11 protein-coding genes and 2 pseudogenes are annotated in these 12,293 nt (G+C 65.1%); 5 read left to right on the top strand and 8 right to left on the bottom strand.

The features are described 5' to 3' along the window. Positions 1 to 15: 15 nt before the first annotated feature. Both CFB46_RS31725 and CFB46_RS31720 read right to left on the bottom strand, forming a co-directional pair. Positions 16 to 1,107: pseudogene (locus CFB46_RS31725) on the bottom strand (helix-hairpin-helix domain-containing protein); the annotation flags it as partial. Further along, a pseudogene (locus CFB46_RS31720) lies at positions 1,089 to 1,769 on the bottom strand (Y-family DNA polymerase); the annotation flags it as partial. The pseudogenes CFB46_RS31720 and CFB46_RS31725, both read right to left, overlap by 19 nt. A gap of 816 nt (positions 1,770 to 2,585) precedes the next feature. On the opposite strand from CFB46_RS31720, the gene CFB46_RS31715 reads away from it, so the two are divergent. Further along, the gene (locus CFB46_RS31715) at positions 2,586 to 3,122 is read left to right on the top strand and encodes a hemerythrin domain-containing protein (protein ID WP_034185512.1); all 537 of its coding nucleotides are present in this window, start codon (positions 2,586 to 2,588) and stop codon (positions 3,120 to 3,122) included. A gap of 336 nt (positions 3,123 to 3,458) precedes the next feature. On the opposite strand, the gene CFB46_RS31710 is transcribed toward CFB46_RS31715, so the two are convergent. Further along, complete coding sequence (locus tag CFB46_RS31710; protein ID WP_027786202.1) at positions 3,459 to 3,743, bottom strand: hypothetical protein; 285 nt, start codon at positions 3,741 to 3,743, stop codon at positions 3,459 to 3,461. After that, positions 3,737 to 4,261 (bottom strand): hypothetical protein, encoded by a 525-nt coding sequence (locus CFB46_RS36680; protein WP_227789563.1) that lies wholly within the window; start codon positions 4,259 to 4,261, stop codon positions 3,737 to 3,739. Before CFB46_RS36680 ends, CFB46_RS31710 begins: the two co-directional genes overlap by 7 nt. A 242-nt stretch (positions 4,262 to 4,503) precedes the next feature. On the opposite strand from CFB46_RS36680, the gene CFB46_RS31700 reads away from it, so the two are divergent. The 3 genes from CFB46_RS31700 (at position 4,504) to CFB46_RS31690 (ending at position 6,928) form a co-directional block, all read left to right on the top strand. Next, a complete protein-coding gene (locus CFB46_RS31700; RefSeq protein ID WP_006482399.1) occupies positions 4,504 to 4,821 on the top strand; it encodes a co-chaperone GroES in 318 nt (105 codons plus the stop codon). Positions 4,822 to 4,901: 80 nt separating this feature from the next. Next, on the top strand, positions 4,902 to 6,524 hold the full coding sequence (gene groL / locus CFB46_RS31695; RefSeq protein ID WP_027786201.1) for a chaperonin GroEL: 1,623 nt from the start codon (positions 4,902 to 4,904) through the stop codon (positions 6,522 to 6,524). Positions 6,525 to 6,640: 116 nt separating this feature from the next. After that, entirely contained in the window at positions 6,641 to 6,928 is a 288-nt protein-coding gene (locus CFB46_RS31690) for a hypothetical protein (RefSeq protein WP_027786200.1), read from the top strand. A gap of 101 nt (positions 6,929 to 7,029) precedes the next feature. Here the strand turns inward: CFB46_RS31690 and CFB46_RS31685 are convergent, their stop codons facing one another. The 4 genes from CFB46_RS31685 to CFB46_RS31670 all read right to left on the bottom strand — a co-directional run bounded on the left by CFB46_RS31685 (position 7,030) and on the right by CFB46_RS31670 (position 11,170). Beyond that, positions 7,030 to 7,935 carry a manganese catalase family protein gene (locus CFB46_RS31685; RefSeq protein WP_027786199.1) on the bottom strand — a complete coding sequence of 302 codons (906 nt, stop codon included), beginning with the start codon at positions 7,933 to 7,935 and terminating at the stop codon, positions 7,030 to 7,032. A gap of 598 nt (positions 7,936 to 8,533) precedes the next feature. Further along, positions 8,534 to 8,815: a hypothetical protein gene (locus tag CFB46_RS31680; protein WP_027786198.1), complete on the bottom strand. Its 282-nt coding sequence runs from the start codon at positions 8,813 to 8,815 to the stop codon at positions 8,534 to 8,536. Positions 8,816 to 9,143: 328 nt separating this feature from the next. Further along, a complete protein-coding gene (locus CFB46_RS31675) occupies positions 9,144 to 10,436 on the bottom strand; it encodes an NRAMP family divalent metal transporter (protein ID WP_027786197.1) in 1,293 nt (430 codons plus the stop codon). 131 nt (positions 10,437 to 10,567) lie between these two features. Continuing rightward, positions 10,568 to 11,170 carry a TetR/AcrR family transcriptional regulator gene (locus CFB46_RS31670; RefSeq protein ID WP_027786196.1) on the bottom strand — a complete coding sequence of 201 codons (603 nt, stop codon included), beginning with the start codon at positions 11,168 to 11,170 and terminating at the stop codon, positions 10,568 to 10,570. A gap of 415 nt (positions 11,171 to 11,585) precedes the next feature. Between CFB46_RS31670 and CFB46_RS31665 the strand changes: the two genes are divergently transcribed. Then, complete coding sequence (locus CFB46_RS31665; RefSeq protein WP_089502444.1) at positions 11,586 to 12,173, top strand: tetratricopeptide repeat protein; 588 nt, start codon at positions 11,586 to 11,588, stop codon at positions 12,171 to 12,173. Positions 12,174 to 12,293: the final 120 nt, after the last annotated feature.

The following is a 12,293-nucleotide window of genomic DNA, read 5'->3' as shown; positions in this document are numbered from 1 at the left end:
ACAATACGCGATAGATCAGCAAAACTCCCTTGCCGTCGTCGGTAACGCGCCGAGCAACTCGGTCCGATCGACGAGCTTGCTCGCGATCAGGTGCCGCACCTTGCCTTCCGCCTGCCATACGCCGTAGACCGCGAGCAGCGCGGCGCCGAGCGCTTCCTTCCGAAACTTCTCCAGCAGGCCGGGCCACAGGATCACGTTCACCTGGCCCGTCTCGTCCTCGAGCGTCATGAAGAGCACACCGTTGGCCGTGCCCGGCCGTTGGCGCACCGTGACCAATCCACATGCGCGCGCGAGCTGCCCGCTGCGCAGTGTCGCGAGCTGCTCGGCCGACTGGAGACGATCGAGCGCCAGGCGATCGCGCAGCAGCGCCAGCGGATGCCGGCCGAGCGTGAAACCCATCGCGTTGTAGTCGGTCACGATCTCCATGCCTTCGGAGGCCTGCGGCAGCGCCGGCGCCGCGTCGTCGCGCTCGGTGCCGCGCAGCAGATCCCGCTCGGGCACGGCGGCGGCGGCCAGCCAGAGCGCGGCACGCCGGTTGTCGCCGGCGAGTGTGCGCAGCGCGTTCGCGCGCGCGAGCACCTGCAGGTCTTGCCGATCGAGCTGCGCTCGGCGCGCGAGATCCGCGACGTCAACAAACGGTCGCACCGCGCGCGCGAGTTCGATGCGGCCGGCCACGTCTTCGCGCATGCCGCGCAGCAGCGAGAAGCCAAGCCGCACGGGCGCCGATGTAGTCGGCCCTTCGATCGCAGAATCCCACGTGCTCACATTCACGTCGACGGGCAGTACCTCGACACCACGCCGGCGCGCGTCCTGCAGCAGTTGCGACGGCGTGTAGAAGCCCATCGGCTGGCTGTTCAGCAGCGCGGCGAGGAATACGGCCGGCTCGTGCCGGCGCAACCACACGCTCGAGTAGACGAGCAGGGCGAAGCTGGCCGCGTGGCTCTTCGGGAAGCCGTAGTCGCCGAAGCCTTTGATCTGCGCGAAGATCGCCTCGGCGAATTCGTGATCGTAACCGCGCGCGAGCATGCCGGTCACCAAGCGCTCGTGATACGGCTCCAAGCTTCCCTTGCGTTTCCAGGCCGCCATCGCACGTCGCAGCTGGTCGGCGCGATCGCGTCGCGGCCGCGCTCGTGCTCGAGCAGCAGCGCGAACGCAGCGACGTCCAGCTGCTTCGCGGTGAGCCAGCCCGTCAGCTGCAGGATCAGCCGGCGCGCGACGAACAACAGCGCCTCGGCGTGCTCGACGCGATCCATCAGTTCGACCCGCGTGTCGAACGACGGCGGCATGTCGAGCCAGTCATACGCGGCCGGCGCGGTGCCGGAGACCTGGTCGAGCCAGTCGAGCAGTTGCGTGCCGCACCGCTTCTTGAGGCCAGCGCGCAGCAGGCGCTGTAGGTCCGCGAGCGTTTCGCAGCCGAGTTCATCGAACCACGTCGCGTACCGGCGCGCGTCGGGCGCCACGCCGAGCGGCACGCGCGCGAGCGCGCGGCGCAACGATCGTGCGGACAGCGCGAGGCCGCCGCGCAGGCCGCGGGCGACTATCCATGCGGCCGGGCCGGTGGACGCGACGGAAATCGCCGCGGAGACGCCGAATGACGCGACGACGTCGCGCACGCGCCGGCGCAGCGCGCGGATGCCGTGAAAGAGGCGCAGGCTGGCCGTCACGTCGAGCAGCACCACGGCTTCGTCAGCGTCGACGACGCTCGGTGTGAACTGCAGCAACGCGTCGGCGACGCCGAGCACGAGTTCGCGCTCGCGCGCCACGACGCGGCCGCTGTTGACGTTCGAAGTTTCTGCTAACGGTGACCACAGATACTGCTAACGGGTAAGCCCGTGGTAGCGCCGTCGGCAAAGGCTGAGAGCGATGTTCCTTTCGTGTCCGCACGCATTGCGAGAATGCAACAAAGGGAGGATGTATGTGCGAAGATTTTGCTAATGCGCCTTCAAGAGCTTGCAATGTCGGATGTGGCTCATGAGCGGCGTAATGAGGAAAGTTGCTCCTGACAAGAGCATGGTGTGCACGTAACCGATGATCAACAATGTGGGTGCGTGCGCAACAATATACCTCGCGTCCAGAAGACAGGGGGCGCAACTTTAATGCCTATTTTCCAAGGCAGGGGAGTCTGTCGACATTGAGCCGTGATGCGCGGCTATGTCGCGTTTCAACACCATCGCTGGGAATTTTACGCATGTCGATGAAATACCTCGCCAGCGACCTTATCGCCGTTCGCTTCCTCAGCTTGACGTTCGCCGCCCCGTATTAGCGAAATCACTGGACACGATTAGCGCACGAACGGACACCATTAGCAGTATCTACGAACTTCAACACGTGAACACGCATATAGGGATGCGCCGGGCGCGCGATTTTGTGGCTGACGATCGTGGCGGAACGTCTTTGCTCGTGGCCCGGAAACTGCCCGACTTTTCCGACTCTTGCCATGCTGCCACCCGCCCAGTGGCACCGTTACCGTTGAGCAGCGAGCAAACCGTGCCTGACTAGAGCGGCGTCCGTGCTGCTTTTTCGGAGCAGGTGCAAGTTTTGCTCAAATGGCTGGCCGTCATTCACCTTTAGACAGAGGGCCAGCCATGGCAAACGCGAACCAGACGCAGCGCATCAATCCTGACCGCGACGAAGCTGATAGTTCGTCAGCGACCGGCGCCATCGCCCTACTTGAGTCTGACCATCGAGCGGTCGAAAAGCTGTTCACTATTTTTGAAAGAACCGCCGACGAGGACCTCGATGCTAAGCACGCGCTCGTTAGAAGAGCCTGCGAAGAGTTGACCGTCCACGCGATGATTGAGGAACAATTTCTTTACCCAGCTGCGCACGATGTGCTATCCGGCGACCCGCAAAAGAAGGTCGACGAAGCCTACGTGGAGCACTTCCTCGTGAAGACGCTCATCGAGAAATTCGAAACCCTCAAGCCCGGTATGGAAGGGTTTGACGCCACTTTCAGGGTACTGATGGAAAACGTCCGGCATCACATCAAGGAAGAGGAGACGGAGCTCTTTCCAGAACTACACTCATCGGGACTCGACATTGCCGGACTTGGTCGCAAGCTCGCACAGCGAAAGGCGCAACTGGAGGCCCGACTACCGAAAGACGCCGGCGATCGGACATGACCGACGACCCAAACATATCGGTAGTCGCCAGCGAATAGACCACTGCCGTGTCGCGCGTGGGTGGGCGACGATGCCGCACGGATTGTCGTGACCGACCCACAACCGGTCGTGTGGGACGAGCGACTATTTCTGATGCCTCACGTCGGACAGTCTTAGCGACATCCTGATGAACTGCTAGAGTTCGCGACGATTGGCCGGCGAGGTCGCGCAACGCGGCGGCGTGGCCGCATCGTCGCTCCCCTTCCACGAAGCGAAGGGATGGGTCCACGGCCGACGTAGCGACGGCAACCGGTGCCGTCATGCACCGGCCACCGCGCCGCTGCCCCGAACACCGCGTTACCCGGCCTCGTCCGATAGTGCGACAGACGCCGCGTGTTGACCGCCACCGCCTCGCTCCGCTGTCGACCCCTCGCTCCGGCGGTAAGCGATATCGGCCCCGAGCGCGTGGAGGAGCGATCGGCCCTTCTTCGTCAGATACGCGCGCCGGCGGCCGGGAGCGCCATGTTCGAGCATGACGAGTTGTCGTTCGAGCAACGCATCGAGTTCGGCGCGATTCATGTCGAGCTGATCGGGCGCCTGGCACACCAGCATCAGCGTCGCGAATTCGTGCGGGCTCAGCATGGCCGCCTCCCGTCGCGCACGGAACCGCCGCCAGCAGGCGTGACGCGGAAAAACGAAACAGGGTGCGGCACGTGTCCAGCGGTGACGACGCGACGGCGCGGCAGCTTCGGTCGGCCGACCGCGGCGGGTTGGGCCGCGCGACGCAACGCGAATGGCTTGCGCGCGGCGCGTGCCCGAGCACCGATCGGCGCGAAGCGACCGTTGCCGTTGCGCGCGACCCGCAGGCCGGCTGGCAGGCCCTTGACGATGCGGGCGACGCGTCGTGGCCGGCGGCCGGCTTCCGTCGGCCGATCGGAGGTAAAGAAAGGATCGTTCATGATTCGCTCCCGGTTGGACCTCGCACGGAGGGCGAACCGGACCACGCGCTCCAGTTCGTCGATCCGCGAGAGGGCTCGCTGACAAACAAATCGAAACACGCAGCGCGTAAGCCGCGACTGCCTGAGCGATACCAAAATAGGACGGCAAGCGCGGATTTCAAGCGCCGTTTTGCGATGATTCGCGCGGCCCGGCGCGGCCACCGTCGACGTCGTACCGTCGCGCGTCGCAGGGCATCGCGAGACGAGCGACGGTCGGACGAACGCGGTTTCTGGTTGGAAACATTTTGTTACACATGCGCTTTCCTGGCCCTCTTGAAGCGCGCTTACCGCGCCACTATTTCGCTTTTCGCCAATCGATGGCACGCCGGTGCGTCGCTGTCTTTATGCGTGCAGGCGCCGGCGGATTCCCTTTTCCAGGTGATCTCATCGCTCAGGAGATGAAAATGCAGATTCGTCCCCTCTACGACCGGGTTATCGTCAAGCGAATCGAACAGCAGCGGACGACAGCCTCCGGCATCGTGATTCCCGATTCGGCCGCCGAACGGCCCGAGCAGGGTGAAGTGATCGCGGTCGGCAGCGGCCGGCTGCTCCAGGACGGCTCGCAGCGCCCGCTGCAGCTCCAGGTCGGCGACCAGGTTCTCTTCGGCAAATATGCAGGCCAGACCGTGAAGGTGAACGGCGAGGAACTGCTCGTGATGCGCGAAGAGGACGTCATGGGCGTACTCGAACCCGAATCGCCGGCTGCCAGGAAAGCGGCCTGAATGCCGATTCGGCCGCGTCGCACGGGTGAGTGCCCGATGCGCGCGGCATCCCGTTCAACGACTGTATCCGGAGCAAGAAAATGACCGTAAAAGACGTGAAATTCCGCGATGGCGCCCGCCAGCAGATCGTCAAGGGCGTGAACGTGCTGGCCGACGCGGTGAAGGTGACGCTCGGCCCGAAAGGCCGCAACGTCGTGATCGAGCGCGGTTTCGGCGCGCCCGTGATCACGAAGGACGGCGTGTCGGTCGCGAAGGAAATCGAGCTGCAGGACCGTTTCGAGAACATGGGCGCGCAGATCGTCAAGCAGGTCGCGTCGAAGACGGCGGACGTGGCCGGCGACGGGACGACCACCGCCACCGTGCTCGCGCAGGCGATCGTGCAGGAGGGCATGAAGCACGTCGCGGCCGGCATGAATCCGATGGATCTGAAGCGCGGCATCGACAAGGCCGTCGGCGCGGTGCTCGACGAGCTGCGCAAGCTGTCCCGACCGATTTCGACCCACAAGGAAATCGCGCAGGTCGGCGCGATTTCCGCGAACTCGGACGACGCGATCGGCAAGATCATTGCCGATGCGATGGAGAAGGTCGGCAAGGACGGCGTGATCACCGTCGAGGACGGCAAGTCGCTGGAGAACGAACTCGACGTGGTCGAAGGCATGCAGTTCGACCGCGGTTACGTGAGCCCGTATTTCATCAACGATCCCGCGAAGCAGGCGGCGTATCTCGACGATGCGCTGATTCTGCTGCACGACAAGAAGATCTCCAGTATCCGCGACCTCCTGCCGATCCTCGAAGCGGCGTCCAAGGCCGGCAAGCCGCTGCTGATCGTCGCCGAGGACGTCGAGGCCGAAGCGCTCGCGACACTCGTCGTGAATTCGATGCGCGGCATCCTGAAGGTCGCCGCCGTCAAGGCGCCGGGTTTCGGCGACCGGCGCAAGGCCATGCTGGAGGATCTCGCGATCCTGACCGGTGCGACGGTCATCTCGGAGGAAACCGGCAAGCAGCTCGACAAGGCCACGCTCGAGGATCTTGGCAGTGCGAAGCGTATCGAGGTGCGCAAGGACGATACGATCATCATCGACGGCGCGGGCGATGCGGCGCGCATCGATGCGCGCGTGAAATCGATTCGCGTGCAGATCGACGAAGCGACGAGCGACTACGATCGCGAGAAGCTGCAGGAGCGTGTCGCGAAGCTCGCGGGCGGCGTGGCGGTGATCAAGGTCGGCGCAGTGACCGAAGTCGAAATGAAGGAGAAGAAGGACCGCGTCGACGATGCGCTGCATGCGACGCGCGCGGCGGTCGAGGAGGGCATCGTGCCGGGCGGCGGCGTCGCGCTGCTGCGTGCGCGCGCGGCGCTGTCGGACATCCGGGGCGCGAATGCGGACCAGGACGCCGGCATCCGGATCGTGCTGCGCGCGCTGGAGGCGCCGCTGCGCGTCATCGCGGCCAACGCGGGCGACGAACCGTCGGTCGTGGTCTCGAAGGTGCTCGAAGGCAAAGGGAACTTCGGCTACAACGCGGCGACCGGCGAGTACGGCGATCTGGTGGAAGCCGGCGTGGTCGACCCGACCAAGGTCACGCGTACCGCGCTGCAGAACGCCGCGTCGATCGCGAGCCTGGTGCTGACGACCGATGCGACTGTCGCGCAAGCGCCGAAAGAGAGCAGCGCCGAGCCGGCTCCCGCGCCCGAACTCGGCTACTGAGCTGCATCGCAGGCCCGCCTGCGATCGTCGAACAGCCGCTGGCCGGAGCGGCTTTACCCGGCGCGCGCGACAGCGGGGAGCGTCGCGCCGCTTTTTTCATGTTTGCGAGACCAACCATGAAGCTCGAACTTTCGATCGACTCCAGGCCGCTGCACGTCGAACTCGACGACGTCATCGCCGGCCTGCTCGCCGCGCGGCTCGGCCTGCCGCCGGAGGGCGACCATCGCGGTGCGATCGGCCGCTACCTCGGCGACGCGGCGGGGCCGTGGACGCTGGATGACGACCATATGCGCAAGCGCGTGATGCGCCGCCTGATTCTCGACATCGCCGATCCGACGCTGGTCATCCAGTACCTGATGGCCGACCAGACCGACCAGACCGGCCCCGGCGAAGCAGGCGCCTGATGCGCGCCGAACGCGCGTCCGTCCGTTCGACGACGCATCGAGCGCTTCCTGTCGCTTCGCCGGCGCGCCGGGATCCTGGGCGCGCGCCCGGGAGCTTCGAGTCAGGCGCCGTCCGGCTTGCCCGGCTTGCGGCCTTGGGGGGCCGGCTGGCCCGTGCCGAGTTCGGCACCCGTCACCGGGTCGCTGTTCGGGTCGGAGGCGAGTCGCCGCGCCATCGCTTCGACGGCGTCCGCCTGCTGCGGCTCGAGCATGCCTTCCGGAATACCGCTGCCGCCGTCGACCGCGGGTTCGGCGGGGCGGATTTCGAGTTCGCCTCCGTGGTTCCATGGCCCGACCAGCGGTGCGGCGTCCGGCTGCATCCGGAAGTACACGTGATCGTACGGCGCCTTCGGCGGCAGCTTGCCCGGCGGGAAGTTCGCGGTGATCGCATACAGCGCCTTCTCGAACGACATCTGGTGCGACACCTCGCGCGTCATCAGGAAGCCGAGCGCGTCGCGAATATCCGGATCGTCGGTCACGTTGATGAGCCGCTCGTAGATGATCTTCGCACGTGCTTCGGCCGCGATGTTCGAGCGTAGGTCTGCCGTCGGTTCGCCGATCGTGTCGATGTACGCGGCCGACCACGGCACGCCGCCCGAATTGGTCAACGGTGCGCCCGCGCCGTACAGCACCTGCGTCACGTGGCTGTCGTTGCCCGCGCCGTGCAGCTTGCGGTACAGCTCGGCCTGTTCGTCGACCGCTTCGGCCAGTTCGCCCTTGGCGCCGCGATTGAGCATCGCGGCCATCGAGCCGATCACTTCGAGGTGGCTCAGCTCCTCGGTGGCGATGTCGAGCAGCATGTCCTTGCGGCCGGGATCCTCTTCGGTGATCGCCTGCGTGAAATAGCGCATCGCGGCGGCAAGCTCGCCTTGCGGGCCGCCGAACTGCTCGAGCAGCAGATTGGCGAGTCCTGGATTCGGCGCGCCCACGCGCACTGTGTACTGAAGCCGTGTGTTGTGGATGAACATGGCATCTCCGTGGAAAGGGTTGCGCGACATTCGCCGGATCGAGACAGCACGAATCGATCCCATGGTCGGCCGCCCGATCCAGCGCATGCGCGATGCCGACCGGTGCGGGCTGCGGCAGGCCCGGCTTCTCGTGGATGCGGGTGCGGTTCCTCGTGCGGCACGCGTGCATCGTGCCGACGGGCGGTGGCCGGGCCGGGCATGGATCGGCGCCGGGCGACGAAGCAGCAATCGTGCGGTCGGCGCGCGACGGGCAGCGTCTCGCGGGCGAAGCTGCCCGCCGCCGATGCAAGGACACCGCATGCGAATACGGCAGAGACGGCGGCGACTCGGGCGCGCGTCGCGTGACCCGCAACCCTGGTCGCCGGATTTTCAAGCGGTTGTCATTTCAACAGCCTGCCGGGCAGCGCCACGCCGGCCTGAATGCGCGCCGTGCGGCATGTCGACGGTGCGCGGGACCGAGCGTCTCGGTGACGCGTGATGCCGGATTCACAAAGGAGTACAGATGACGACGCGCGACGGAAACGCGGTGCCTCCGCATTGCCGGTGAGTCGGACGACGGCAGGCGCGCGGGCCGAGCGGCCCCCGCGCGCCTGCCGGCTCATCGCGCTTTCAGCATTTCGTCGGCGAGCCGATAGGCGCTGACCGCGCGCTTCGATTCGTAGTCCGCGATCGTGGACACGTTGCGACCGGCGTCACGCGACAGTAAACCTTGCAGTGCGGCGGCGGCGAAGAAATCGCGAAGATCCGGCGTAACGGATTTCGCCTCCGGTGGCGCGGCTTCGACGAGCGGATCCGGCTTCCAGAAAACGGGCGACAGCGGCGACGATTTGGATAGGGCGGCTGTCTGTTTGATGCTCACATTCTGGGACAACGGTGTCATTTCTTCCCCTTCGATCAGGTATCAAGTGGCGAAGCAGCGGAATATCCCCGATTGAATGAGCGAGCATCGTTTCGTTCTTTTCTGAGCGGTACTAACGATTGATCGACGCGAATGTTCGCCGGTAATACGAAATCCGTCAAAGAAAATAAATTGGCTCCACCTCGCGGTCGAACGAGCAGGATTCGTTCCCGCTCCGGGGAGGGCCGAAGCGGCGTTTTTCGCGCGCCGGAGTCGATGGTATGTCGGCACGGATGACGTTCCGGTGACGCGCCGTGGGCATCGTCGATTCCGGGTTTTCTGGCACCGACGGCGGTCGATATGGTGCGATTTATCCCGGCACGAACACGCCCATCGCCGCGACCGCCATCGCGAGCGTCGCGAGCCATCCTCCCCATGCCAGGGGGCCTTTGACGGCAAATTCGCCCATGACCCGCTTGCTTCTCGCCATCAGCATCATCACGACCATGATCGGGACGGCGCTCACCCCATTGATGACCGCACTCCAGTAAAGCGCGCGGATCGGGTCGAAATGCATGAACGTGAACGCGATTCCGCCGACGGTCGACAGGGCGATCACCGCATAGAATTCGGGTGCGACGCCCAGTTCTAGCGCGAGACTGTTGCGCCAGCGAAACGTGCCGGCCGCCGCATAGGCGGCCGATCCCGCGAGCACCGGCAGCGCCAGCAGGCCGGTGCCGACGATGCCGAGCGCGAACAGCACGTACGCGAAGTGGCCGGCAAGCGGCTCGAGCGCCCGCGCGGCGTCCGCCGACGTTTTGACGTCGATGTGATGCGCGTTGAGCGTGGCTGCCGCCGTCAGCACGATGAAGAATCCAATTACGTTCGATACGCCCATGCCGAACCACGTATCGAAGCTGATCCGGCGCAACTGCGCGGGCGCCTGGCCCGGCATGCGCCGCAGCGGCCTCTGATTCGGCACGGCGCGCAATTCCTCGACTTCCTGGGACGCCTGCCAGAAAAACAGATACGGGCTGATGGTCGTGCCGAGTACGGCGACGACCGTGGTCAGATAAGCGGCGCTCAGCTGCGCATGCGGCCGCACGATCGCGCGACCGACCTCGGCCCAGCTGACGGGCACGATCAGGGCGACCGCGACGTAGGCCAGCAGCGTCAGCGCCGTCCATTTGAGCAATCGCGAGTAGCGATCGTACGGGACGAAAACCTGCAGTACGACCGACACGCCGCCGAGGCACACGATGTAGAGCTGTTGCGGGCCGGGCAGCAACAAATTGACGGCGGCACCCATGGCCGACAAGTCGGCCGCGATGTTGATCACGTTGGCCGTGATCAGCAGCACGACGGTCCCGTACAGCAGCCATCCCGGGTAGTGCCTGCGCATGTTGGACGCGAGGCCCTTGCCCGTCACGCGGCCGATTCGCGCGCTGACCAGCTGGATGGCCGTCATCAGCGGGTACGTCAGCAGCAGCGCCCACAGCAGTTCGAAGCCGAATTGCGCGCCCGCCTGCGAGTACGTGCCGATACCGGAAGGATCGTCGTCGGCGGCGCCGGTGATCAGGCCGGGGCCCAGGCGACGGACCCACGTGACGGCGTTCGGGTCCGGTTCCGTCGGCTCGGGCTGAAGCAAATCGTTGTCGTTCATGATGGCGCGCCTCCCGAGGAGTGCAGCAGGCGCAATCGCCGTGCCCGCTCGACGGGCGCCTCGCGCGGGGCGGCCCAGGCGGACGCCCTGCGGTCCCGGTTTGCCCGCGATACGACGGCGCGCGACGGGCGTTACGTCGAGCTACCCGCACCGCCGGCGGGCGAGACCGTCGCGTGCATCGCCTGTTCGAGAAGGACATGCGCGGCTTGCCACGCGCGCGCGGCAGCCGCGGAGTCGTTGAACGCCCGCGCTTCGACCGTGGCGCCGTCCAGCAGCATCATGAAGACGATCGCCAGCCGGTTTGCGGTTTCCGCCGGCACGAGGGCTTCGATCAGTTCGGCGATCCATTCGACCATTTTGCGACGATAGCGGATCGCGACATCCGAGATCGGCGCATAAGCGGTGCCGAATTCGGCCAGCGCACGCTCGAACAGGCAGCCGGCAAATTCGGGCGTCCTGAACCATGCCGCGTACCAGTCGAAGATGGTCTTGACGCGCTCGACCGGATCGACGACGTGCTGCAACTGCGCGTCGATGCTGTCGACGATCAGGTCGTAGCGCTGGACCAGCACTTCGCGGATCAGTTCGTCCTTGCTCGCGAAATGCCGGTACAGCGTCATTCGGGCGACACCGGAATCGTCGATGATCCAGTCGACGCCCACCGGGTGGAATCCGTGCCTGGAGAACAGTTCGGTCGCTTTGTCTACCACCAGCTGGCGTTTGTTGGCTCGCACGAACAGCTTCCTCCTCGATATTTCAGCAGCATAGACCGATTATTCTAGCATCGTGCCGCGCAACGGAATCGGCTTCCCGGCGCTGTCCGACGGCATTGCCGCCATGGCAACCATGCTTGCCGAGCCGGTCATCAAGTTATCTTGACTATTAGATAGACCGATATGTATCATTTGGAAACCGTAAGCAGCGGTAGGTATTGTGCGGATTAAAGAGACGGAACAGGGCGGGGTCCCGCTTGCCGTTTTTCGCCGCATCGGATGCTGCAACGATGTTTCAAGTCGACAAGAGAACCTGAGAGAGCCTTGGCATGCGGGCCCGCGCACGATCTTCGCTGCGTCCCGCACCAGCCGGGGGCAGGCTCGCGGGCGAGCGCGCGAAGCAATCCGGCGCAAATAAAACGTGGGGAAAGCACAAATGATTCGCCGTTTACTCGCACCGGGGCTGCTGTTGCTGTTGGCCGCGTGCGCGCAGGATCCGTCCATCACGAGCAGGACCGTGCGGATCTGCGACGACACCGGTTGTTCCGATCGCCCTAAAGATCAGGTCTCCTATCAAAAAAAGGACGATTCGGACGACCGCGACGATCCGCGCATCGCCGCGCTCAAGCAAACCGCGAAAGCCCAGCCGAAGGCCGCCTACGACCTCGGCCTGCGCTACTTCCGCGGCGACGGCGTGCGCCAGGACAGCTACCAGGCCCTCAAGTGGATGCGCGAGGCCGCCGAACACGGCGACCTGAACGCGCAGAAGGCCCTCGGCAGTTTCTACCTGTTCGGCCTCGAGGAAATGGGCTCGGATGCGCGCGAAGCGGAGAAGTGGCTGTCGATCGCGGCGGCTCGCGGCGACAAGGAATCGAAAAAGCTGCTCGAGCTCGCGCGCAAGGCGAAGAAGGAAGACGAAGACGACTGGAAATGGCGCACGCAATGGCGTGATGTCTATTACGGCTACTGGTATTCGGGCTATCCGTACTACGGCGTCTGGAATCAGACGTACTGGTACTACTGACCGAGCCTGAAGCAACGGGGGCAGCCGCGGGGAGACCACCATCGCGCGCCACGCCGGGGGGCTTATCGAAGTTCGCACGGACGCATAAGCCGAACAACGACTCTAATCGATCGACAACGA

The organism is Burkholderia sp. HI2761 (assembly GCF_002223355.1).
Lineage (GTDB): Bacteria > Pseudomonadota > Gammaproteobacteria > Burkholderiales > Burkholderiaceae > Burkholderia.
Note: the sequence above shows the minus strand (reverse complement) of the source record. Positions and strands in the feature narration are given on the sequence as shown.

Excerpts from the sequence above, each read along its gene's own strand:
- CFB46_RS31715 (WP_034185512.1), top strand. The coding sequence starts at position 2,586 with ATGGCAAACGCGAACCAGACGCAGCGCATCAATCCTGACCGCGACGAA.
- CFB46_RS31710 (WP_027786202.1), bottom strand. The coding sequence starts at position 3,743 with ATGCTGAGCCCGCACGAATTCGCGACGCTGATGCTGGTGTGCCAGGCG.
- CFB46_RS31700 (WP_006482399.1), top strand. The coding sequence starts at position 4,504 with ATGCAGATTCGTCCCCTCTACGACCGGGTTATCGTCAAGCGAATCGAA.
- groL (WP_027786201.1), top strand. The coding sequence starts at position 4,902 with ATGACCGTAAAAGACGTGAAATTCCGCGATGGCGCCCGCCAGCAGATC.
- CFB46_RS31690 (WP_027786200.1), top strand. The coding sequence starts at position 6,641 with ATGAAGCTCGAACTTTCGATCGACTCCAGGCCGCTGCACGTCGAACTC.
- CFB46_RS31685 (WP_027786199.1), bottom strand. The coding sequence starts at position 7,935 with ATGTTCATCCACAACACACGGCTTCAGTACACAGTGCGCGTGGGCGCG.
- CFB46_RS31680 (WP_027786198.1), bottom strand. The coding sequence starts at position 8,815 with ATGACACCGTTGTCCCAGAATGTGAGCATCAAACAGACAGCCGCCCTA.
- CFB46_RS31675 (WP_027786197.1), bottom strand. The coding sequence starts at position 10,436 with ATGAACGACAACGATTTGCTTCAGCCCGAGCCGACGGAACCGGACCCG.
- CFB46_RS31665 (WP_089502444.1), top strand. The coding sequence starts at position 11,586 with ATGATTCGCCGTTTACTCGCACCGGGGCTGCTGTTGCTGTTGGCCGCG.